Here is a 23988-nt window from a genome sequence, read left to right as displayed (position 1 = left end):
ATGAATGTAGGATATTTTCTATCTCAGTGCAATGCCTGTTGCAACAAAGGCAGCAGGGCTTTGGCCCAGCGGCTGTAATCCTTTCCGGAAGGGTGCAATCCGTCTCCTGCCACCAGTTCGGGATCGTGAACGGCTTCACGGGTAAAGTGCGTGATATCCAGGTAAGGCACCAGCCATTCTTCCGCGATGGCTTTATTTACCGCGTTATACGCATCTATTTCCCGGCGGATCTGTTCCCGGTCGCGGTCCGCCGCAAATGGCGTTACGCCCCAGTCGGGAATAGACAGCACCACCACATGGGAAGGATTGTTGCCGGCAAAAACAATTGCCTTTTGCAGCAGGGCGGTAAATTCAGTTTCATATTCCTCCACGGAGCGGCCGCGGTATTGGTTGTTTACGCCTATCAACAGTGTTACTATATCGTAAGTTTTACTTATATGAGTAGCGGCAATACCCGCTTCCAGTTCGTCGGTGGTCCACCCGGTGGTGGCAATGATCTCCGGATCTGTTATATCAAAGCCTTGTTCCCGGAGCAAAGCGGCTGCCTGTACAGGAAAACGTTCGGAGGCGGAAACTTGTTCACCTATCGTATAACTATCGCCAAGAGCGAGGTATGTAACAGGAATCATGGTGGTATCTGAGATTTGGTTGCTGCAAAAAAATGAGCAGCAAAATAACATTAATCCTAACATAAGCAAAAAGTTATATGCAGGTGTTAAATTTGCTGAAATAAAGGGTAAATCTTACCCCTGCGTAAACGGAAAACCCTTACCTTTGCACGCGATTACAACAATTACGTAACGCATAAAGAAACCGTTTTATGCCGGCAGAAAAAATATCGATGAACAATGGCCTGTTACAGGTCCCTGCACAACCCATCATCCCATTTATAGAAGGCGACGGAATAGGTCCGGACATCTGGAGAGCCAGTGTACGTGTATTCGACGCAGCTGTAGAGAAAGCTTATGGCGGTGATAGGAAAATTGAATGGAAAGAAGTACTGGCAGGTGAGAAAGCCTTCCAGCAAACAGGTGAATGGCTGCCCAAGGCTACACTGGATGCACTGAAAGAATACCTGGTGTCTATCAAAGGTCCCCTGTCTACTCCCGTTGGCGGTGGTATCCGCTCCCTGAACGTTGCTATGCGCCAGGAGCTGGATCTCTACGCCTGTGTAAGGCCCGTACGCTGGTTCAATAAAGTACCTTCCCCGGTGAAACACCCGGAGAAAGTGGACATGGTGATTTTCCGTGAAAATACGGAAGACATCTACGCCGGCATTGAATATATGACGGGTACGCCTGAAGCAAAGAAACTGCTCGATTTCCTGCAAAATGAAATGGGTGTTAAAAAGATCAGGTTCCCGGAAACATCTTCCCTGGGTATTAAACCGGTATCTATTGAAGGTACAGAAAGACTGGTACGCGCTGCCATCAGCTATGCGCTGGAGCACAAACGTCCGTCACTCACCCTCGTGCACAAAGGCAACATCATGAAATTCACCGAAGGTGGTTTCAAAAACTGGGGCTATGCACTGGCAGAAAGAGAATTCGGTGATAAAGTATACACCTGGGAACATTGGGAAAAAACCAAGAAAGATCTCGGTGAAGAAGAAGCCAACAAAGAACTGAAAGTAGCCCTGGCAAAAGGTAAGCTGCTGATCAAGGATGTAATTGCGGATAACTTCCTGCAACAGATCCTGCTGGCGCCACAGGACTATTCTGTAGTAGCTACGCTGAACCTGAACGGCGATTATATTTCCGATGCACTGGCTGCTGCAGTAGGCGGTATTGGTATTGCCCCCGGCGCCAACATCAACTATCTGACCGGCTACGCTGTGTTTGAAGCCACACACGGCACTGCACCCCGCTTTGCCAACACCAACACCATGAACCCTTCCTCAGTGATCCTGAGCGGCGTAATGATGCTGGAATACATGGGCTGGAAAGAAGCAGCTGAAATCATTGTTCATGGCCTCAGCACCGCTATCATGCGCAAACGCGTTACCATCGACTTCTACAACCTGATGGATGATGCCACCCTGGTGAAGACCAGCGAATTTGCGGATGAAGTGATCAAGCAGATGCAACACTAAGCATTCTATCTTTTTAATATAAAGGGAGATGGAAACGGATAAACCCGTTTTCATCTCCCTTTTTTTAACCAAGATAAAATCCGGTTAATTTTGTTTTTTTCACAGCTATTCGTATTTTTCGTGATTATCCCGATTGGGACTCGCTTGAATAATTGTTGTGAAAAGCTTTTTAATCTAATTTTAAAAAACCCGAAATGGCAGAAAAAATTAAAGTTGCTAATCCGGTAGTTGAACTGGATGGTGATGAAATGACACGAATCATCTGGAAATTCATCAAGGATAAACTGATACTTCCATACCTGGATGTTGAAATTAAATATTATGACCTGGGCATGGAACACCGCGATGCTACCAACGACCAGGTAACTATTGATGCAGCCAATGCTATCAGGGAAGTAGGCGTAGGTATCAAATGCGCTACCATTACGCCGGATGAAGACCGCGTAAAGGAATTCAACCTGAAACAGATGTGGAAATCTCCCAACGGCACTATCCGTAATATCCTGGATGGTACCGTATTCCGTGAGCCAATTGTAATGAAGAATGTTCCGCGCCTGGTACCTAACTGGACTGCCCCGATCTGTATTGGCCGTCATGCTTTCGGTGATCAGTACCGCGCTACCGATTTCGTTACAAAAGGAAAGGGTAAACTGACCATTAAGTTTGAAGGCGAAAATGGTGAAGTGATCGAACACGAAGTATACAACTTCAAAGGCGATGGCGTTGCATTAGCAATGTACAACACCGATGAATCTATCAAAGGCTTTGCCCGTGCATGTTTCAACCAGGCACTGATGAAAAAATGGCCTTTATACCTGAGCACCAAGAACACCATCCTGAAAAAATATGATGGCCGTTTCAAAGATATCTTCGAAGAAATCTATCAACAGGAATTTAAAGCTGAATTCCAGGCACATGGCTTAACTTATGAACATCGCCTGATCGATGACATGGTAGCCAGCGCACTGAAATGGCATGGTAACTTTGTATGGGCCTGTAAAAACTACGATGGCGACGTACAATCTGATACCGTTGCACAAGGCTTTGGCTCTCTCGGCCTGATGACTTCCACCCTCATCACTCCTGATGGTAAAACAATGGAAGCAGAAGCCGCACACGGTACTGTAACCCGTCACTACCGCGATCACCAGGCTGGTAAACCTACTTCCACCAACCCTATCGCTTCCATTTTTGCATGGACCCGCGGTCTGGAATTCCGTGGTAAACTGGATAACAACGAGCAACTGATCAAATTCTGCCAGGCACTGGAACAGGTTTGTATCGAAACTGTTGAAAGTGGTAAAATGACCAAAGATCTGGCCGTTTGTATCCACGGAAACAAAGTAGAACATGGTAAACATTACCTGTATACTGAAGAGTTCCTGGAAGCACTGGATACTGCACTGAAAGCGAAACTCGCGTAAGTTGATAAAGACAATAAAAAAAGCAGCGGATAATGTATCCGCTGCTTTTTTATTTTAACAAGATGGAGTTCTTACAACTTCATCTTCTTTCTTAATACCTTATCTTCTCCATAAATATCATCATAGAAAACAAGATTACCGTTTTGCCCTTCTGCGGTAAAATACCGCAGGTAAATAGGAATATGTTTGGGCAGATCTACCTGTTTCTTTTCCTGCCGTGCCAGCCATACACGAACACTATCTCCGCTATGCCGTAAGCTGTCCGCCCGCACCAGGTACTGCGCCAGGCTATCCCATTGCTGCACCCGCACACAACCATGACTCATAGCACGCATGGAATTTTTAAACAGTCCGCGGTTATTGGTATCGTGCAGGTATACGCTGTACTTATTCCTGAAGTTGAATTTCATGATGCCCAGTGAATTGTCGATACCATCCATCTGGCGCAGCACATAAGGGAAATGGCCCTTGCCGAGTTTCGACCAGTCGATGGTATAAGGATCCACTGCATTACCATCTTTATCTATTACTTCCAGGTTCTTGGACGCAAGATAACCGACGTTCTTTTTAATAGCCGGCAGCATTTCCTTAAACACAATACTGTAAGGTACCCGCCAGTAAGGGAACATCATGAAGTTGGTCATATAGGAATTGAGCAGCGGCGTACGGGTGCGGGGCGTACCCACAATTACGCGTGATTCCAGCACCACTTCCCCGCTATCCACCACCTTCAGGTTATAGCCGGGCACGTTCACCAGGATATACCGCGAAGGCAATGTATCCGGCAGTTTACGCCAGCGGTCGAGGTTTACAGCAGCCTGCATGATCCAGTCGTGCATAGAGCGGTTCATGGCCATCACTGTTCTTTTCCCTGCTACCCCATCGGGATAAATATTAAACTCTTTCTGGAAAGCTTTCACACCGGTTTTCAGCAATGCGGAATCCAGCTCGCGGCCCGTGGTATCGAGATGTCCGCTTTGCACCAACCGGTTGATCACCAGTTGCCGGAATCCCAGCGTGTCGGTATAGTTGAGTGGTAACGTATCCCAGTGATAGTTTTCGTATTTGGCTTTGAAAGACTGAATCCCTTCTTTCAGCGCAATGTATCCTTCATGTGAAGGCTCCAGTGCATGCAGGATATTTGCTACATTCTTTTCTTCCAGTGCCTGCCGTAATTGCGTGATGAGTTGTTCATCAGTAAACGCCGAATCCTTTTTAAGGGTAATGCTATCACGCGGAGCAACGCCGTAGCGCAGATCGGAGGCCATTTTCATGAAGGCGTCTGTCATCAGCACATCTACTTTTGCCCATAAGGCGGCATCTTTTTTTGCAGTAGCGTCGTTGGTGATTTGTTCCCAGGCGGCGGTTAATGCGGGCTCGTGATATTGCGCGGGTAGCAGTCCTACGTCTTCCGCATGCTGGATCATATACAGCATGGAATCAGCCGCAGGATTGGTTATCCCGTTCTTTGACCACTGGCCTGCCGGCTTATCGGCGCCGTAAAATTCCTGTATGGCTGAAGGACGGAATGATTGTAAACTGTCCTCCAGTTCACCATCGTTATCTTTCAGGGCTGACAGTCTTTCAGTGATACTTTCGGTAATCACTTCGTCTAATTGTCTGATGTTTGCTACAATCTGTTTTTGTTTGGGGGCGGTATGCTTTTTTTTATTTACACAGGCTAACAACAAGCACACTCCAGATCCGCATAACAAACTGATAATAAAAATTTTATTCTTCATCTGCAGTAAATCGCTATGGTAAAGATAGGGATTTACAAATACTGTGCTGAAAATTTTTGGAGATAAAAGAGGCAAAGGCATTTGCGGGTTTCTTCAATATTGCTACCGGAAACTTTTGTGCTGTTTTCAGGAAAGATGTTTTATGTTCGGGATCACAAAAAATGAAAGGAAGAAGTGATATTATGAAATGTGACACCATATAAAAGCTACGGTGAATGACAGACCAGAAAAATTGTTTGCTGCAAGCAAATCATGATACCCGGTTTTCCATTTAATACCGGGCAAATAAAAGACGCCCACATATAACATTTATTACTAAATTATGGCTACCCAAAAGGGCCATAGTGTATGGGGAGTGTATGGGAAGTGTATCATGAGTGTATGGTGAGTGTATGGGAACAGTATAGGGAGTGTATGGGGACAGTATAGGGACTATATAGGAACTGTATAGGAACTACTACACATACACGACTCCTAAGTATCTGAGAAGTATCCAAGAAGTATCCGGGAAGTAACTCCAATACGTAACATTTTTTAATAATACAAAAGCCGCAGACATTACATCTGCGGCTTTAATTATTTCCCCCTGCTAATACTACCTGCAACAATCCTTTTTCACAAAAAGCGACTGAATAAATTTCAATATGCTTACAACAACTTTCTTCATGTCCGGATTTTTTTAAAAAGAGAAGCCACGGTGTGCAGCAGCTTCTCTTTAAACTAAAACTAAAACAACTAACTTCTATATCTTATCTAATGGTATACGTTCAGGAGCTTTCAATTGTTTAAACTTACTTGGCGTAAGACCAGTTACTTTTTTAAATTGCGCTGAAAGATGTGCTACGCTACTGTATCCCAGCTTGTAACTAATTTCACTTAAGCTTAATTCATTGTACACCAGCAACTCTTTTACCCGCTCTATTTTCTGTTGAATAATATACTGTTCAATGGTAGTGCCTTCTGTTTCAGAAAAAAGATTACTGAGATAATGATAGTCCTTCTGCAACTTCCCTGCCAGTAAGGTGGAAAAGTTTTCTTTCATCTCATCCAGCTCTGAATGATGCACTGCCTGTACAATAATACTTTTGATGCCTGCAATCAGCTGTTGTTTTTTATCATCTATCAGTAAAAATCCTTCCTGCTGAAGCGCTTCTGATAACCGGTGCAGTTGTTTCTCCGAAACGGCCCCTTCAACAGTTACCTTACCCAGTTGTATATCCTTAACATCCAGTTGCTGCGCGGCAAGAGTGGTAGTAACTACTTTGATGCAGCGCGGACAAACCATATTCTTTATAAACAGATCTGTTGTTGCCATCGGTTACTTTTTGATATTAAAAATGTTATGCTCCACCCTGATTAAAAAAGAGTTGGAGGTATTCCTTGCCATATCCCCGGTTAACTGCGTGCGGTAAGACAAGTCCAGCCTTGTAGTACTGTTAAAAATAAACTGCACTGCGGGCGCTATGTCCAGGTAAGAACCCCTGCCAACCGCGTCTGTATTGGTTTTGCCCAACAGCTCCACGTAGAGGTTTAAATTTGTTTGCTGAAAGCTTTTATACTTCACCGGCAACACCAGGTACCCCGCAGAGAGACTATAATTTACGGAATTCCGGGAGAAGTCGTCCGGAATATTATCCTTCACATTGTTCATATAACGGGAATAACCTAACGTTGTAGACAATGCCAGTTTATGTAACAATTGTGTAGCAATAATGCCCCCGTTTACGCCCGACGTAGCCCCTTCCAGGTCCAGCTCCTTATTATCATACGGCCGCATGGCATGCGCGCCGTCAGGCATTTCCGGGTAATACGGATTGTTGATCACGGAACCTCTTACATATGCGGCCATGCGGAAATGTGCGTGCTGCTGATCCAGCGACAGGAAGCGGTATTTGGCGTAAACCCCGCCGCCTTCAAGCTTTACAGACGACTGCATCATGTTGGAAGCGTATCCCAGCACATGCAGCATAAGCTTTTTATTGGCGCCCCACATCACTTCCGGCTCAAAGCGCATCCCGTTATCGCCGGAATGCTTCATGTTGAAAAACTTATTGGAGAGCCTGATCCCCAGGGAGTTGGCGGGCATATTGCTCGCCGGCTCCGTATTCACGTATAACTCCTGTGCGGCTGCTATTCCCCCGCTGGCTATGATGACCAGGGCTATTATTAAAATTCTTTTCATATACCGGCCGGCTATTAAATGGTGACGTGATAAATTCTTTTCGAAGCAGTGGCTCCGTCAGATTTGCAGCAGTCGCCCATCATACCTGTTTTATAGCAGGGCATAGTGGTTTCAGTACTGAATTTTTTAAATTGTTTGGCAGAAACAAAATCTTTGTCGATTACCGTGATGTCTTTATCACCGGACAATACCTGGTTTTTTACATCCATAAAATGGAGGGTGCTACCCGCAAATGCCACATGCGCATCATTTTGTACGCTCACGGCATCGAAGTTGGCGGTCATCACCAGTTTACCTACAGAAAAACCGGCATCTTCCACTTTATCTTTAATAGCATCGATGCTCACCGGCGCACCGGCTTTGAAGGTAAGAATGAAGGTAGTATTATCGAGATCGGTATCTATTTTATCAACAAAAGGCAATGATTCCAGGGCCTCGTAAGTGGCTTTTGAACACATGGCGCAGGTAAGGCCGGTAGCGTGTACGCTGGCTTTTTTAAATTGTGCATTTGCGCCGAAAGATATGCCCAGTGCGAGCAATATAATGGATACTATTTTCATGATCTGATGAAATAAAATTGAATAAAAAGATGAATAACAGTTAAAGTAATAGCAGTGCTGTAATACAGCAACAAACACTACATTAAAAACTGCATCAGATCAGGAAAGTACAATTCCGGAGGAAAATGGGCGCCGACGGGATGTCAGGCGGATCGTGGGGACGGCTGAGAAGGAGCGTTTCCTGCACCGGCAAAGCGGAAGCAGGTAAAACCCTTACCGGCAGCTGCATATCTGTAACGAGGTTGGAACCGGCCTGCAGGGCTTTGGCAGCCTGGTGCGATTCGGTGACCTTACAGAACTTAAATTCATCTTTACAGCAATCCATGCCTTTCGATGACTTTCCGCATTTACCGCAGTGATCAGCCGGAGCTTCCTGCAGGTCTACAGATGCCAGTTTGCCCATGCAGTAGTGCACGTTTACTGCAAACCCGCTGGTGAGCGTGATATACAATACAGCAAATAATATGGCAGAAAATCGCTTCATGATGAATTACAAAGATAAGAAAAAAAATGACCGGGATAGTGTTGCCACCATACCGGTCATCATATAGTTATATGTAATTCCTAGTTAATAAACCACCATCTGAGGCCCACCCTGAAGGCGAAGTTATTATACGGATATAACGGTCCTGCATAATTGTTATCGCCAAAGAAGGTATTCAGGTTCTCTGCACGCACATAGGCGGAGAAGGATTTGATCCTGAAATTGGCGAATGCAGCAATATCAGGTAAGGAGTTACTGATCTTCGCGGCATTCTGATAAATAAACTGACCGGTGAGCGGGGAATAGTCATCTGCATAATAACCGGTGTTATAGCGCAGCTCAATCCCTGTCATGAGGTTCAGGTTTGTATACAGTCTTTTTTCAAAGGCAAACCGGTTACGGGTCCAGAAAGTAGGAACGTTCAGTGGTCCGTTGCCATGCAGTTGCTGGAAGGCAATATCTACATACCAGTTAAACGGCTTAATGGTAAACTTCTTGCTAAACGTTATCTGTAACAGGTTAAACAGGGAGTTATACTGATCGCTGTGATAGTAGTCTTTGAAATAGGTGTAATTGGTAAACAGGAAATAATTGGCTGTCAGGGTGTAATCCAGCTTTTTGTTTTCGGTGGCAAACTGCAGCTGGGTAATATTCTCTTTCGACAGGCTGGTATTATACCAGGCATCATTGGTACTGTTAAAATATTTGAAGACGTAAGAGGGTTCTTTATTTACGTTGCTGACCGACAGGCGGACATCTCCCAGGAAGTCGTTGATATGTCTTTTTAACATGCCATAAAACCCGTAATCTCCTATATTCTGTCCTACTACATAAAACTCGCCTCTTGCAGAGAAATCCCATTTCTGGTTGCGGGTTTTATTACGGTATTCCCCATGTACGGCCAGGTTGGTGAAATTGATATCTGCATCCAGGAAGGTACCGGTGAGGCTTTCAAAGCGGGCGCCAATGTTAATAAAGTGTCCGAGGTTGCCGAGTACCGGGAACTGGATGAGCGACAGATCATTGGAAATCATTTTCCACTGATGTTTGGCACTTACCGTGTCGCCGGGTAAAAAGTTATAGTGGCTGGAATAAAACGTGGTATCCGGGCTGCTGTCGAGGAATTCGTAGTTATTATTCTGGTAGTTGAACGTATACTGCACACGGAAAATCGGGTCGTACTTATAATAATCGGTGGTATCGTTTACGTGGATACTGTCGCCCCGGCCCCAGTCGTACTGTTGCTGGATGAGGAAACCTGTTTCGCGGTAGTTCGATTTCACCGGTATGCTACCTCCGAAGAAAGCATACGTTGTAGACGCATCATTGCCCAGGTTTACCGGGATGGTTTTGCGTTGTTTGTAAGTGCTGTTGGACATGAAGGTATCGCTTCTGATCCCCCCGTTTTCCCCGCCATTGATTTTATTGTAGTAAAAGCTCAGGTAAGTATTGGCGCGTTTGTTTTTGCTCTGGTACCGGGCTGTAAACCGGTAGATATCGTGATTCGTGTTTTGCGAGCGGAAATATCCGGGCGCATTTATTTTGCGGTAGTCGAATGCAAAGTTGAAGCGTTCCGTCCGGTTTTGGGTGTGCGACAGCCCGATAACCTGTTCCTGTTTGCTGCCTACCAGGTACTGCAGCTCTGTGTAAGGGCGTGTAGTATAGTAAAAGCGGGCATCTTTATGGGAATTGGAATATACGTCGTAGGCATGGAAGCCGGCGTCAAAACCGGGTTTCATGCGTGGCGTATAAATCATGTTATAGGCAGCGCTACCGGTGTTACCAAGTGTGGTGTACGAAGACGGTACTTTCAGATAATTGGTCTGAAAATCGGCCACGGAGGAGTCGAGCTTATAATCGGTGGGCTCCCCGAGGATGCGGTAGGTCAACGTCAGCGTATCCGGCTCGTGTTCGTGTTTGGATGTATCCCGCTGCATTTTGCTGGTGCCGCCTCCGCCACCGCCCATATTGTTGATGCGTCCCGAGTTAAACTGGGCCACTAATTGATTCCCGCACAATAACAGCAGGGCTATGAAAATGAAAATTTGCCTCATCCGAAAGTAACAAAAGCGTTTATAGTTGCCGGATTAATTCACTAAATATCAGCGTCAGCTTAGGTTCTGCTGCTTTTGCAGCTGCCAGTACCTCTTCATGAGTGATCACATTTTCTTCTTCACGGATACCGATATCGGTGATCACACTCATGGCAAATACTTTCAAACCGGCATGCGCCGCTACAATTACTTCGGGTACGGTACTCATTCCTACGGCATCGCCGCCAATGATGTGCATATACCTGTACTCTGCCCGTGTTTCAAAGGTAGGCCCCTGAACGCCTACATATACGCCGCTATGTAAAGATATATTGTTGGCTGCAGCAATTTTATTCGCTGCATCGATTAACGTTTTGGCATAAGGTTCACTCATATCCGGGAAACGGGGACCCAGCGTGTCCTCATTTTTGCCCCGCAGCGGGTGTTCCGGCTGCAGGTTGATATGGTCCCTGATGATCATCAGATCGCCTACCTGGAAAGATGGGTTCATGCCTCCGGCGGCATTGGAAATAAATAAAGTATGGATTCCCAGGGCTTTCATAACCCGCACAGGAAAAGTTACCTGTTGCATGGAAAATCCTTCATAAAAGTGAAAACGCCCTGCCATAGCCACTACCGGCTTTCCCTGCATAAATCCGAGGATCAATTTGCCGGAATGCCCTTCCACCGTAGATTCGGGGAAATGGGGTATGTCGCTGTACGGAATTTCAATGCTGTCTTCAATTTCCCCTGTCAGGTTACCCAGGCCGCTACCCAGGATAATGCCCGCCACTGGCTTGTTTTGCCAGAATTTGCTGATATATTCCCCCGCTGCTGTGATCTTTGCTGTTAATTCACTCATCTGTTTATACATTAATTAAAAGCCGGATTTAAAAAACAAACCCGCGCAAAGTTATTTTTTAATTCACAAATGACTGCAGTTTTATATTTAAATCATAATGACCTATTTTAGCGGCAAATTTTATTCCGATGAACTTACACGAGTACCAGGCTAAAGAACTGTTGAAAAAATATAATGTACCGGTACAGGAAGGTATTCCGGTGGATACCCCTGAAGCGGCTGCGGAAGCATACAAGCAGCTGAAAGTGCAATTTGGTAATGAATTTGCCGTTGTAAAAGCCCAGATTCATGCGGGCGGACGTGGAAAAGGTAAGATCCGTGGTACGGAACAGAGAGGTGTGGCAGTAGGAAAAAATGCAGAAGATATTAAAAACATAGCAGGAAATATCCTGGGAGGCACCCTGGTTACCATTCAAACCGGCGACGCGGGTAAACTGGTAAACAAAGTACTGGTAGCACAGGATGTTTACTATCCGGGCGCTAACCCTGTAAAGGAATTCTACCTGTCCATCCTGTTGGATCGCGCTAAAAGCCAGAACGTTATCATGTACTCCACTGAAGGCGGTATGGATATCGAAGAAGTAGCACACAGCACTCCTGAAAAAATATACAAAGAATGGGTAAAACCAAATATGACCCTGCAGCCCTTCCAGGCACGTAACATTGCTTTTAACTTCGGTTTGAGCGGTGAAGCGTTCAAAAACATGGTGAAATTTGTAACCAATCTCTATAACGCTTACGTAGGACTGGATTGCAGCATGCTGGAAATCAACCCGCTGTTCAAAACCAGCGATGAGAAGATCATTGCTGTAGATGCCAAAGTAAACCTGGACGACAACTCCCTGATGCGTCATCCCGACCTGGAAGCACTGCGTGATATTTCTGAAGAAGATCCTACAGAAGTAGAAGCCAGCAAATATAACCTGAACTTCGTAAAACTGGATGGTAACGTAGGCTGTATGGTAAACGGCGCTGGTTTGGCAATGGCCACTATGGACATGATCAAACTGAGCGGCGGTGAACCGGCTAACTTCCTGGACGTAGGCGGTACCGCCAACGCGCAAACCGTAGAAGCAGGTTTCCGTATCATCCTGAAAGATCCTAAGGTAAAAGCTATCCTGATCAATATCTTCGGTGGTATTGTTCGTTGTGACAGGGTTGCCCAGGGTGTAATTGATGCCTACAAATCTATTGGTAACATCACGGTGCCTATCATTGTACGTTTACAGGGTACCAATGCTGCTGAAGCAAAAGTACTGATCGAAGAAAGCGGTCTGAAAGTACAATCAGCCATCCTGCTTAGCGAAGCAGCTGCACTGGTAAATAAAGCAGTTAGCTAATCGCCTTCGGCGATAGAAATTGTCTTGGAGCAGGATTACGCTGATTATGCTTATTTCAAGGATTTGATCAATTTTGATTTTAATAAATTAAGGGAGATGGAAGTGGGTATCCACTTTTATCTCCCTTAATCATTTTTATAGAAATCTAAAAAAATCCGATAAATCAATATAATCAGCGTAATCCTGCTCCAAGACAATTTCTATCGCCGAAGGCGATCCGCTACTCTCCTTTTTTCGGAACTGCCGGCGGCATAGTAGCTTTCGGCTTGTTTTCTTTATTGTCTTTGTGTTCCTCCTTTGGCTTTGCCGGCGCAGGTTCCTGGCTGTCGGCGCCCGGAGTGGCATAATCGCTGGCATCACCGGAGCCATAATCATCTGCCGATCCGTTACCCACGTTTTCTGATTCAGCACCCGGTTTTACATTGGAATCGTAATTCATGTAAATATCGTCTTCGCTCATATTGGGCGGTACCGGGAAATGATCGTTGGAACTTATCTTCAGGGTTGGATCAGCATACACTTTCTGCATAAAATACGCCCAGATGGGTAAGCCGGTATTGGCACCCTGACCGATGGCCGTTGTGCTGAAGTGGATAAAGTTGTTTTCGCAACCTACCCATGCGCCAGCCAGTATTTTGGGTGTATAGCCCATAAACCATCCATCGGTGTTATCGTTGGTGGTACCGGTTTTACCGGCTATTTCACCTTGTATATTAAAGCGGGAACGGACACGGGCACCGGTACCACCCGGTGCTACCACGCCTTCCATCATTTTCACCATTGTATAGGATTCCCTTTCGCTGATCACTTCACGTTTTACCGGTGCAAAAGTTTCCAGGATATTACCGTTTCTGTCTTCAATACGGGTAATATAAATAGGTTTGGTATTGATACCCCTGGCAGGGAACATCGTGTACCCCTGCAGCAGTTCGTACAGCGACAGCTCCACGGCGCCCAGCGCAATGGCCGGGTAGGCAGGAATATCGCTGGTGAAGCCCACTTTATTTTTGGCGAAATCGGCAAACGGCTTAGCGCCAATCTGTTTGATCAGGTAGGCGGCCACAAGGTTCAGTGATTTTGCCAGTGCGCCGGCCATCGTAATGCTACCGCCGGTGCTGCCTTCCGAGTTATGCGGAGTCCAGCCGTTGATGGAAATAGGTTCGTTTGGCAGAACGGTATTTGGCGACATGCCATTCATGATGGCAAAGCAGTACAGGAAGGGTTTAAATGTAGAACCCACCTGACGGCGTGTTTTCGCCACGTGATCATTTTTGAAGTAGCGGAAGTCCGGTCCGCCTACCCAGGCTTTTACCTCACCGCTTTCAGGATCCATTGCCATAAAGCCCGCCTGTAAAATGGCGCGCATATATTTGATGGAATCCAGCGGGGTCATAGTGGTATCTATTTCATTCAGGTCTGGTTCAGTAGAGCTTCTCCAGCCAAACACCTTCATGCGTACGGGGGTATTGAACACCCGCGCAATGGTGGAATCGTCTGCTTCATCCTCTTTCATGGATTTATAGCGGTCAGATTCTTTCATGTACTGATCCAGGAATTTCGGCCATTTCTTCCAAACGCTGCCGGTTTTGACATCGTTTTGAGCAGAGAGTGATTTTTGCAGTACAGCCAGGTGTTTAGCCACGGCTTCTTCTGCATATAACTGCATTCTCGGGTTAATGGTAGTATATATTTTAAGGCCGTCGCGGTAAAGGTTATATTCTGATCCATCGGCTTTCTTATGCACTTTACACCAGCCTTTCAGCTCATCGCGCAATACTTCCCTGAAATAAGGGGCCAGTCCTTTGTTGTGATCAATTTTATTATAGTGCAGTACAATCGGTTTGCTTTTCGCAGATGCGGCTTCGGCAGGGGTGATAAAGCCGGCTTCCTGCATATTGCTGATAACGGTGTTGCGGCGCTGAAGGGCGTTTTGCGGATTCCTGCGCGGATTATACAGGGTGTTACCTTTGAGCATGCCCACCAGGATAGCAGCTTCTTCGATGGATAAATGACCGGCATCTTTACTGAAAAATGTTCTGGCGCCGTTTTCAATTCCATATACGTTATCCCCGAAAGCCACGGTGTTCAGGTAGAGGGTAAGAATTTCCTGTTTGGTAAAGTTTCTTTCCAGTTTTACGGCAATGATCCACTCCTGTACTTTCTGAAACGCCCTGCCGATAGGGTTACCGGAGCGCTGCTTCCCCAGGTTATCCGTTTGCAGGTTCAGGGCCAGCTGCTGGGTAATGGTACTGGAACCGCGTTTTTTACCGATGAGCAGGTAAAAAGGAATGGCCAGTGTGCCTTTGGGGTCAATACCGGAGTTATCATAAAAACGGGTTTCTTCAGTTGCTATCAGCGCATTGATCACGTTTTTGGAGATCTCATTATAGTCGCTGCTGGAACGGTCCACCTGGTAGTATTTACCGAGAATGGTGCCGTCGTCGGCAATTACTTCTGCGGCCAGTGCTGCCCGCGGATTTTCCAGTTCTTCCAGAGACGGCATACTGCCGATGATCCGGAAGTTAATGAGTAAAACTAAGAGAACAAGTAATGCTAAGATACCAAAAGCCACCCGCCACAATATTTTCACCGATTTTTTCATGCGCTTATTTAATTTGTTTTATAGCCGGATTTTGCCCGATTCCTTTATATGAGAAGCAATTTATTACTATCTGTTGGCTATATATATAATTTTTTCAATAAAGTTTATATGCAATAAACACGCCTGTTTATGGCAGCCTGACCGACAAAGCTATTTAAAATTCCAAAAATACTTACTGGGTCACGTAATTATCTGTAAAAAACTTACGGTAGCCGGTCAGGTCTTTAGTGCTGTTTAACAAGATGAAATTATCCCTGGAAATCACAAAGAAATTGTATTCCGAAGGTCTTATCCGGGGAATGATATTCGCTGCGGCCTCCTCGCGTATTTCGTCGAAATAGGCCAGGGCCTTGTCTTCATTGGGGAAAAGCCGGAAAATCAGCATCACATCGTTAGGTGTGAGCACAAAACTGCCGACTTCAATTTTATCGTTGGCATGTTTGGCTGCGTTATAACGGGTAAACTGGTTGAGACCTTCATCCATCAGTTCTTTTGACACGCGCTGGAAGGAGAGCACTACAAAAAACGGGTTATCGGCCGATATTTTATAGGGCGTTACCGGTTTGGGCGGTGCAATGGGCACTATTGGCGCGGGCAAGGTGCCTGCCATACCGGCGGCTATTTTAGCCGAGTCCACCGGTGTTTTGGCGCCGTTGATCCTGTCGGCCAATACCGGCTGCGGATTTTGCCACGGGTATCGCATGGAAATATCCTCATCCAGCAATACGCCATTAGCGTCTTTCTTTCTTACTTCCAGCCTGGAGAGGTAATCGGAGAGTTCTGCGCGGTGGTTCAGGGCATCCATAAGGGCCTGGGCCTGTGCGCGTACCGGTTCATCTGCAGCGTATTTGGTAAGTACGGCCTGTACCGCATTGCGCGACAGCTGCAGGGTATCAGTGGCAAACAGTGTATCTGTTTTAACGATCAGCATTGCCTCCAGCAAATCGAATTTTGACTGGAGGAAGTTGACGCCATAGGTGCTGTCGGCCTGTTTCTTCATCGCCATCGATTCCGTGTAATTACCCTTACGGAAGGCTTCATAGGCGGCATCATACGCGGCGCTGATCTCTTTCTTTTTCTGGCTGTCGATATCCCTTAAACCGCCTGAGCGGATGATGTCTGCAAAATTGGTATTGCCGTACTGGTTCAGCACCATTGATTTATAATGATTGGCCTGGGCAGCATGATTGAGTTTACTATGCCAAACATACAGGGAATACAATACTTCCGGTTTGCGCGGATGATCCGGGTAAAGGATCAGCAGCGAGTCGTAAGTTTCTATTCCCAGGGAATAGTTTTCCAGTTTATCGTGATATAATTTGCCGAGGTCGAACCAGGCTTCGTGTACCGCTTTTTGTGAAGCGGCCAGCTTTTCCGGTGTGAGTGGCAGTCCTGCTGCCAATGATTCCGTGCTGATGCTGTCTGCCGGCACTTCACCGAGCGCAACGGATTTAGTTTCTTCTGTAATTTCTATTGGGCCGGCGCTGTTGGTGGCATTTACCACACCGTTCTGGCTGCGGCGCCAGTTGTCGACAGGCTGACGGCTGCCCCACCGGCGTTTAAACTCGGAGTAGCCGGCTGATTTACTGCCTGCATTATAAAAATACCAGTCGCCTTTTTCTGCTTTTGGTGAATAAGCGGTGCCTCCCCCGTTCATGCTGAAGGATGAGGAACTTTCCTGCGGATTGGCGGCGGCCAGTTTATCTTTCTTTTTCTTTTCAGCAGCTTCATTTGCCATAACGGCCACCATTTTCGACAACACAATATTCCGGTCCGACGGGGATAAGGCGGCTAATTTCTGCAGGCTATCTTCCCGGTGGATGGTTTCCAGCCGTGCCACAACTTCGGTGAGCACTTCTTTGCGGGTTTCCACGGTAGGCGCATCTGCAAAATCTTTCGTCATCACGCCGGCGGTGCTGTCGTAATATTTTTTTGCATCGGTATAGTTACGCTGATCGTAATAAATATCCGCCATCCCTTTGTAGGTGATGGTGCGTTGCATGAGGTTATCACTGGGTATTTTCAGTGATTGTTTCATATAGTTGAGGGCGGCTTCCGGATGATCGGGGTATTCGAGCACGCCCATTGTATAATAGATCCCGTCGCGGAACCGTTCGAAGCGTTGTTTTTTGAGCATGCGGCGAAGCCCTGCGATGCTGCCGGCTACATTACCGGTGGTTTCCGCGTTGGTTCTGGCAATCTGTAACCGGGCCTGGAAATCCATCATGGGATCGGGTTTCATGCTGATTACATTGCGGAACTGATCGAGGGCGGAATCCGGGTGTTGCTGCTGGAGGTAAAGCTGGCCGAGGATGTACGACATCCTGGCTTTGGCTACTTTGTCGTGGCTTTTATCGATGGCCAGTTTCAGCGGTTCTATTGTTTCCGGGTATCTTTTCTGGATGTAGTGGCTGTAGGCGCGTACTTCCGCGAGATCGCCATCGAGGCGGTGCGGGAAGTTGGGATCATTATTCAGGATATTGAGCAGCGCCTGTACTTCATCATATTCCTTTTGTTCCAGCAGGGTACGGGCTCTCCAGAGGAAGGCGTCGTTACGTGCTTTGGTATGTTTAAGGCGGCCGAAGAAGCCTTTTCTTTTTTCTTTTGTGGCGATGGAGATCTGGTCATTTTCATGCGCACCCACTACTGTTTTGTACTCCGACTTCATTTTCGGTGCGAAAGCGATATTGATGTACTGGAATGTTTTATTGGCATTTTCGAGATCTCCTTCGTAGAAGTAGGCGCGTCCCATGAGCAGGAAGCAGTCGTCGATCCATTTACCGCGGGGGTCATGGAGCTGGATGGCCATGTTTGTTTTATCGATTACAGAATCCAGTTCTCCTTTGCTGAAGCCCTGGCTTTGTAAACTGAACGGATAAAACGGCAGGAGGATGTTATAGTTATCCTGGCCATCGCGGTTAGCGGTTTTCACTACCCTGTCGAGTTTAACCCTGGCGTGAAAGTAATAGTTGAACCGGGTAGCCATGTTCTGGAAGAATTGTCTTTTCCAGGTCCATTTCTTTTTCTCCAGCATTACTTCTGAAGGGGGACGGCGATCCTGCACCCGTTGTTCGCGGGGTTTAAAAAGGGGCTTTACAGCAGGCTTTTGTTGCTGTTGCTGTTTATCGGGTGCCTGGCCCTGGGAATTTGTTTGCGGGGGCCGGTTTTGAGGCTTATTTTGGGCCCGGGCAGCCTGCAAAACCAGGCAACATGACAAAATTATTATTCCCAGATATTTTGGTAGCAGTTTGATGATGCAATTCATGGATGCCAGGGTGTATAGGCTAAATATATATAACTTACAGTTTGAAAAAATATTTTAAAGATAGGATAAAATAGTTGATTGAATATCTGTGTGGAAGAAGTGATGCTGACTTTTTTCCGGCAGCAGATATATTTTAATAGGTTGGTTTTCAGATAAAAAGACTTCTTTCTGTCTACAATCCTCAAAACACTGTTTCCTATTTTGCAATAATGATTAACTTTAGCCCGCCTTAAAAGAAATAGCATTCTTTAAGAAGTACCGCAAAACATGGCCAAGAAGGGGAATAAAAACAGCAGACGAAACCTGGAAAAACTAAGTCATAAATACCGTCTGGTAATTATGAATGAAGATACCTATGAAGAAGTGACCTCATTCAAACTCTCCCGGATGAGCGTATACATTGCCTTCAGTACCCTTTTTGTATTACTGGTGGCCATTACCGTAGCTACAGTGGTATTTACGCCGCTGCGTTATTATATACCGGGTTATGGAGATCTGAAGCAACGGAAAGAGTTCATCCATCTGAAAATGAGGGCTGATTCGCTGGAAACAGCTATCAATGCGCGCGACCAGTACCTGGATAATATTAAAAAGGTAATTAACGGCGACTTTACCGGAAAAGTGGATACCACGATGTTAAAAGTACCTGCAGTAGATAACAGTACCTATTAGTATATAAATACAAAAATTTAATATATATTTATTTATATTACACACTAAACTTGAAAAACCTAACTCCCTATGTTCAATAACAACAACAAATCGAAAGGTGACAACAAAGCCATGTTGCCAACATCAACTATTAACATTATAGGCAATGGCACTTCAATACAGGGTGATATTGTATGTGAAGGTGACATCAGAATTGACGGACAGGTAAACGGGCTGGTATCTACCAAAGCTAAGATAGTGGTAGGTCCGGAGGGTGAAATCACCGGCGACCTGGTATGCCAGAGCGCTGACATCCTGGGCCGGGTAACAGGAATTATCAAGGTAGAAGAATTATTGTTCCTGAAAGGGAATGCACTGGTAAAGGGCGATGTATACACCGCTCATTTTGAAATGGAGCCTTCTGCTAAGTTCAATGGCCGTTGCTACATGGACGATCAGCAGCCGGCTGATAACCAGAAACATGGAAAAACCGTCCTCCAGGAAGCCGAATAACCGAAATCTGCTCTTACGATATGCCGGATTAGCCTTCCAGATGATGGCTACACTGGGTTTGGGAGTATTTGCGGGCTATAAACTAGACCAATGGATTGGCTGGCGGTTCCCGGTATTCCTGATCATTTTTTCTTTAATTGCTTTAGCCATACTTTTGTGGCAAATTATAAAAGACACCCGACGGCATGAGTGATAGATTTTTTATACGGTTATTCGCAGTTTTTGGAATTTTAAACGGACTTGTTATCATATTCAAACCCAGGTTGCTGGACCTCGGCACACATGTGAATGTGCTGATGGCCGGTAACCTGATCATGGCTATTATATCCCTGGTGTCTTATATTATGAGTCGCCGGGGACTCGCTTCTTCTAATCATAATGCCTTTATCAGGGCTGTTTATGGCTCTACTCTCAGCAAACTTTTTCTTTGCGTAATAGGCATCGCTGCTTACGTGCTTATTTATAAGCCCAATGTGAGCAAGCTGACCATTTTCATGCTGTTGTTCCTGTACCTGGTGTATACTGTATTTGAAACAATCAGCCTTTTCCGGCTGACCAGGCTAAAAAAATAATCTATTTGAAAAAAGAGGCGCCCTTAAATGCACTAGCGTCCTACTTACCGGAAGGGACTTTCGGACAGGTAATGGATTTTCTGACTACCTATAAGGTACACCTGACTGTTACACGTGAGCGGTCCAGCATACTCGGCGACTACCGTCACCCCGACGGGCAGGGCAAAGGGCACCGGATCAGTGTGAATGGCTCCCTGAATAAATACGCTTTCCTGCTTACCCTGCTGCATGAAATTGCACACCTCACCACCTTTAATAAATATGCCAACCGCGTAGCGTCGCATGGCAAGGAGTGGAAACAGGAGTTCTCTTTTATTTTGCGTGACTTTGTAGGTAAAAGCCTGCTGCCGCCTGATGTGGAAACCGCCGTGCGCCAGAGCATGGCCAACCCCGCAGCCAGTTCCTGCGCAGATGAAAACCTCATGCGTGTGCTGAAAAATTATGACCTCCAGAAAGAAAACCATTTTTTCGTAGAGCAGGTACCGTTACACGGACTGTTTAAAACCAAAGACGGACGCGTATTCCGCAGAGGGGATAAAATAAGAAAACGCTACCGCTGTGAAGAGGTAGCGTCTAATAAATGGTTTCTTTTCAGCCCTGTATATGAAGTGGAACTTGTTTCCTAACTCTTCTCCCCTACATAATGCAATACCGGGTATGCCATTGCACGGTTGATCAACTGGATTTCCAGCTGCAGGATGCCGGCTTCTGCTTTGGCCTGTAACTTAGGCGCATCATCGGTAGGTTTGTGATAGTCGTCGTGACCACCGGTGTGAAAAAACATCACCGGTACCCCGCTTATATAGAAATTATGATGATCGGAAGCGCCCTTCCCTGCTGCATCTGTAAAGTATTTAATGCCGGGTTGCTGTACTTCTTTGAACACAGCAGGCCATTCTTCCGCGCTGCCATAGCCGCCAATACCGATTCCCCGCTCCGGGTTATAACGGCCAATCATATCCATATTAAGCATGAAATGCGCTTTATCCAGCGGCATCAGCGGATGTGCGGTGTAATATTTTGAGCCCTGTAATCCCAGCTCTTCCCCGCCGAAAGCGATAAAGAGAAAGTTAAAGGGTTCGCGGCCCTGGTTTTTTACGTAGTACCGCGCCAGCTCCAGCAGGCCGGCCACGCCGGAAGCGTTATCATCTGCGCCGTTGTGGATTTCACCGATGGGATATTTTCCATCGAATAAAGCGGCCGTTCCGAGGTGATCATAGTGAGCGCCAATGATAATCGTACGTGCGGCACCGTTATCCAGGTACCCGATCACATTTCTGCTGGGGATATCTTTATGTTCTTTCCGGGTGAAGGCAAAATCCTGGAAGAAACTGTTGCCGTTTACCGGCTTCAGTCCCAGTTTTTTAAACTGTTTTGCCACGTAGTTGCTGGCTGTTTTCCCGCCTTTTTCTGCGGTGCCCCTGCCTTTCAGCTTATCTGAGGCCAGGTAGTTCACTTTTCCCTGAATACGTGCGGCATCCGGAATCGTGTCCTGTGCCTGTGCGGCGGTGATTGTACCGGCAGCGCACATCAATAAAAACCATCTCTTTATCATATCCGGTCAAAAATAGAGAAGGCTTCCTTAACGGGAAGCCTTCTGCGAAAAAATATTATTGAAATGTTCAGATTGTATTAATCCTACTTTTTCTTCTGTTGAATTTCCTGCTGGCGTTTCTGGACTTCTTCCAGTTTCTCCTGCCACTTGGATTTGCTCTTTGGTTTCTTCTTATTTTCCTGGATCTGTGCGTGAATTTTATCATGGTTGATGATAAATTTCTGGATCACAAACTGTAACAGGATACTGATCACGTTAGACAGGAAGTAGTAGAAGGTAAGCGCCGCAGCGAGGCGGTTGAAGATACCCAGCAACATTACCGGCATTACGTAAGGCATGTACTTCATCACCGGGTTGCTCTGATCGGTCATTCCACGGTTGTAGAACGCCAGGATCAAACTGGTGATGGTCATGAGGATGGTGAACAAGCTCACGTGGTTACCATAGAATGGTATGTTGAAGCCGAGGTTCAGGATAGAGTCGTAAGTAGACAAATCCTTTGCCCACATAAAGCTTTCCTGGCGCAGCTCAATGGAAGACGGGAAGAAGCTGTACATCGCTACCAGGATAGGCAGCTGCAGCAATGCGGGTAAACATCCGCCCAGCGGGTTTACGCCTGCACTCTTGAACAGTTTCATTTGTTCCACACCGAATGCCTGCTGGTCGTCGCCATACTTTGCTTTCAGTTCATCAATTTCAGGTTTCAGCACTTTCATTTTAGCCTGGGAAACATAGCTCTGGTAAGTGAAAGGAGCTATCAGCAGGCGGATGAAGAGGGTGAGCAGGATAATGATGATACCATAGTTACTGATAAATCCGCTCAGGAAGTTAAACACCGGGATAATGATAAAGATGTTCACATACTTCACAAAAGCAAAGATACCGGTACCCAGCGGGATGATCTTCTGCAGACCGATATCGAAAGATTTCAGTGTCTTATAATGGTTAGGACCATAATAGATTTCAATCGGGAAGGAGAAATCATTGGTACGGCTATACGGAATCTGTATAGTGCTGAATGTTTGTCCTACGATATTGGGGCTTACCGGCACTTTCGTGTTTACATCCACGTTAGTGAACAGTTCCTTTTTAGCGATCAGGGTGGTGTTGAAGAACTGCTGTTTTACGCTCACCCATTTCAGTTTGTTTTCCAGTTTTTCATGACTGGTACGGCTGAGGGTAAAGTAATCATGCTTATCATTTTCCAGCATATAGTGCACCTGGTTGTTCAGGCGCTCGTTTTCGAGGTCGTGTTCCTGTTTGTCTTCCTGGCTGTTCCACTGGAGGCTCAGGTAGTTCTGGTTGCCTGGCAGTAAGCCCTGCATACCAACGGCGTGAATGGTATAGTCTACCACGTAGCTGCCTGGTTTCAGGGAATAGATAAATTCCAGGTAAGAAGCCGGGTTATTGGTATTAAGACGGTAAGCGATTGTTTTTACGCCACCTGCGCCTTCCTGGGGTTGGCCGGCGGTGAAGAACAGATCCGCACTGTTCAGCATTTTTGTTAAGCTGGCAGGCACTTCTACCGAGAGGCGGTTAAAAGAGCCTTCAACGAGCATCAGCGGGCCGCCATCATAAGTTTTGTATTGTTTCAGTTGTACACTTGCCGGTTGGCCACCTTTATTGGAAAAAGTGATCTTTACCACATCATTTTCCAGTACTGTGTTCTGCACGTTGCCGGTAGCAGCAGCGGCAAACGCGCCAAATTCGCCGTTTAACAGCGCCTGGTGGGCTGAATCCAGCTGGCCTCCTGCGGCGGCTGCAGCAAGGCTGACAGTATCTGCTAAAGGTGTTTTAGGCTTGTTAAGCTCTGCGATGGAATCTTGCCTGGCTTTTTCCCTTGCGGCTCCTGCCTGTTGTTTCTGGTTGAAGAATATATATCCTACCAACAAAACGCCCAACAGTAAAAACCCAATGACCGAATTTCTATCCATGAAATGCAATTAAAATTTAGGCAGCAAAGGTAAGCAGGATTTTATGAATTGACCATGCTTTTTAGGTGAAACCCCTGTTAAATGCGGCTAAAATAATAAATAAGTAAAGGAAATGCGTATCCTGTTGAGGATCAGAGCAGTTTGGGCGGAGGGGATCGCCTTCGGCGATTGTCTTTT

General features: G+C 46.2%; 20 protein-coding genes. 8 read left to right on the top strand and 12 right to left on the bottom strand.

Annotated features, from left to right (window positions below; genetic code table 11):
- Positions 1–23: 23 nt before the first annotated feature.
- Positions 24–629 carry an SGNH/GDSL hydrolase family protein gene (locus PV783_RS09240; RefSeq protein WP_420987801.1) on the bottom strand — a complete coding sequence of 202 codons (606 nt, stop codon included), beginning with the start codon at positions 627–629 and terminating at the stop codon, positions 24–26.
- A gap of 191 nt (positions 630–820) precedes the next feature.
- On the opposite strand from PV783_RS09240, the gene icd reads away from it, so the two are divergent.
- Both icd and PV783_RS09230 read left to right on the top strand, forming a co-directional pair.
- Complete coding sequence (gene icd / locus PV783_RS09235) at positions 821–2092, top strand: NADP-dependent isocitrate dehydrogenase (protein WP_079469034.1); 1272 nt, start codon at positions 821–823, stop codon at positions 2090–2092.
- A gap of 194 nt (positions 2093–2286) precedes the next feature.
- The gene (locus PV783_RS09230; protein WP_111579434.1) at positions 2287–3516 is read left to right on the top strand and encodes an NADP-dependent isocitrate dehydrogenase; all 1230 of its coding nucleotides are present in this window, start codon (positions 2287–2289) and stop codon (positions 3514–3516) included.
- A gap of 71 nt (positions 3517–3587) precedes the next feature.
- Here the strand turns inward: PV783_RS09230 and PV783_RS09225 are convergent, their stop codons facing one another.
- The 7 genes from PV783_RS09225 to PV783_RS09195 all read right to left on the bottom strand — a co-directional run bounded on the left by PV783_RS09225 (position 3588) and on the right by PV783_RS09195 (position 11379).
- Entirely contained in the window at positions 3588–5123 is a 1536-nt protein-coding gene (locus PV783_RS09225) for a L,D-transpeptidase family protein (RefSeq protein ID WP_159454241.1), read from the bottom strand.
- Between the two features lie 877 nt (positions 5124–6000).
- Positions 6001–6573, bottom strand: coding sequence for a helix-turn-helix domain-containing protein (locus tag PV783_RS09220; protein WP_079469037.1), 573 nt, complete (start codon positions 6571–6573; stop codon positions 6001–6003).
- A gap of 3 nt (positions 6574–6576) precedes the next feature.
- Positions 6577–7440, bottom strand: a complete 864-nt coding sequence (locus PV783_RS09215) for a hypothetical protein (protein ID WP_079469038.1) — start codon at positions 7438–7440, stop codon at positions 6577–6579.
- A gap of 14 nt (positions 7441–7454) precedes the next feature.
- Positions 7455–8000 (bottom strand): heavy-metal-associated domain-containing protein, encoded by a 546-nt coding sequence (locus PV783_RS09210; RefSeq protein WP_079469039.1) that lies wholly within the window; start codon positions 7998–8000, stop codon positions 7455–7457.
- A gap of 94 nt (positions 8001–8094) precedes the next feature.
- On the bottom strand, positions 8095–8484 hold the full coding sequence (locus PV783_RS09205) for an HYC_CC_PP family protein (RefSeq protein WP_079469040.1): 390 nt from the start codon (positions 8482–8484) through the stop codon (positions 8095–8097).
- An 80-nt stretch (positions 8485–8564) separates the two neighbouring features.
- Positions 8565–10538 carry a putative porin gene (locus PV783_RS09200; RefSeq protein ID WP_420987800.1) on the bottom strand — a complete coding sequence of 658 codons (1974 nt, stop codon included), beginning with the start codon at positions 10536–10538 and terminating at the stop codon, positions 8565–8567.
- Between the two features lie 19 nt (positions 10539–10557).
- Entirely contained in the window at positions 10558–11379 is an 822-nt protein-coding gene (locus tag PV783_RS09195; RefSeq protein ID WP_079470018.1) for a purine-nucleoside phosphorylase, read from the bottom strand.
- 128 nt (positions 11380–11507) lie between these two features.
- Here PV783_RS09195 and sucC point away from each other — a divergent pair, with 128 nt between their 5' ends.
- Entirely contained in the window at positions 11508–12719 is a 1212-nt protein-coding gene (sucC, locus tag PV783_RS09190; protein ID WP_079469042.1) for an ADP-forming succinate--CoA ligase subunit beta, read from the top strand.
- Positions 12720–12939: 220 nt separating this feature from the next.
- Here sucC and PV783_RS09185 read toward each other — a convergent pair whose 3' ends face one another.
- The gene (locus PV783_RS09185) at positions 12940–15321 is read right to left on the bottom strand and encodes a penicillin-binding protein 1A (protein ID WP_079469043.1); all 2382 of its coding nucleotides are present in this window, start codon (positions 15319–15321) and stop codon (positions 12940–12942) included.
- Positions 15322–15493: 172 nt separating this feature from the next.
- On the bottom strand, positions 15494–18520 hold the full coding sequence (locus tag PV783_RS09180; RefSeq protein WP_420987799.1) for a tetratricopeptide repeat protein: 3027 nt from the start codon (positions 18518–18520) through the stop codon (positions 15494–15496).
- A 333-nt stretch (positions 18521–18853) separates the two neighbouring features.
- On the opposite strand from PV783_RS09180, the gene PV783_RS09175 reads away from it, so the two are divergent.
- The 5 genes from PV783_RS09175 to PV783_RS09155 all read left to right on the top strand — a co-directional run bounded on the left by PV783_RS09175 (position 18854) and on the right by PV783_RS09155 (position 20948).
- Positions 18854–19258 carry a hypothetical protein gene (locus PV783_RS09175; protein ID WP_079469046.1) on the top strand — a complete coding sequence of 135 codons (405 nt, stop codon included), beginning with the start codon at positions 18854–18856 and terminating at the stop codon, positions 19256–19258.
- Positions 19259–19327: 69 nt separating this feature from the next.
- Positions 19328–19750, top strand: a complete 423-nt coding sequence (locus PV783_RS09170; protein WP_079469047.1) for a bactofilin family protein — start codon at positions 19328–19330, stop codon at positions 19748–19750.
- Complete coding sequence (locus PV783_RS09165) at positions 19671–19943, top strand: AtpZ/AtpI family protein (RefSeq protein WP_378227651.1); 273 nt, start codon at positions 19671–19673, stop codon at positions 19941–19943. Before PV783_RS09170 ends, PV783_RS09165 begins: the two co-directional genes overlap by 80 nt.
- Positions 19936–20322, top strand: a complete 387-nt coding sequence (locus PV783_RS09160) for a hypothetical protein (protein ID WP_079469049.1) — start codon at positions 19936–19938, stop codon at positions 20320–20322. The genes PV783_RS09165 and PV783_RS09160 overlap by 8 nt, the downstream gene beginning before the upstream one ends.
- A gap of 5 nt (positions 20323–20327) precedes the next feature.
- Positions 20328–20948 carry a SprT-like domain-containing protein gene (locus PV783_RS09155; RefSeq protein ID WP_079469050.1) on the top strand — a complete coding sequence of 207 codons (621 nt, stop codon included), beginning with the start codon at positions 20328–20330 and terminating at the stop codon, positions 20946–20948.
- Here PV783_RS09155 and PV783_RS09150 read toward each other — a convergent pair.
- Together PV783_RS09150 and yidC are read right to left on the bottom strand one after the other, a co-directional pair.
- A complete protein-coding gene (locus PV783_RS09150; RefSeq protein ID WP_420987798.1) occupies positions 20945–21877 on the bottom strand; it encodes a M20/M25/M40 family metallo-hydrolase in 933 nt (310 codons plus the stop codon). The two genes, PV783_RS09155 and PV783_RS09150, sit on opposite strands and share 4 nt — an antisense overlap.
- 83 nt (positions 21878–21960) lie before the next feature.
- Positions 21961–23811: a membrane protein insertase YidC gene (gene yidC, locus PV783_RS09145; RefSeq protein ID WP_079469052.1), complete on the bottom strand. Its 1851-nt coding sequence runs from the start codon at positions 23809–23811 to the stop codon at positions 21961–21963.
- Positions 23812–23988 lie beyond the last annotated feature (177 nt).

The organism is Chitinophaga sp. CC14 (assembly GCF_048957795.1).
Classification (GTDB): Bacteria; Bacteroidota; Bacteroidia; order Chitinophagales; family Chitinophagaceae; genus Chitinophaga; species Chitinophaga ginsengisegetis.
Note: the sequence above shows the minus strand (reverse complement) of the source record. Positions and strands in the feature narration are given on the sequence as shown.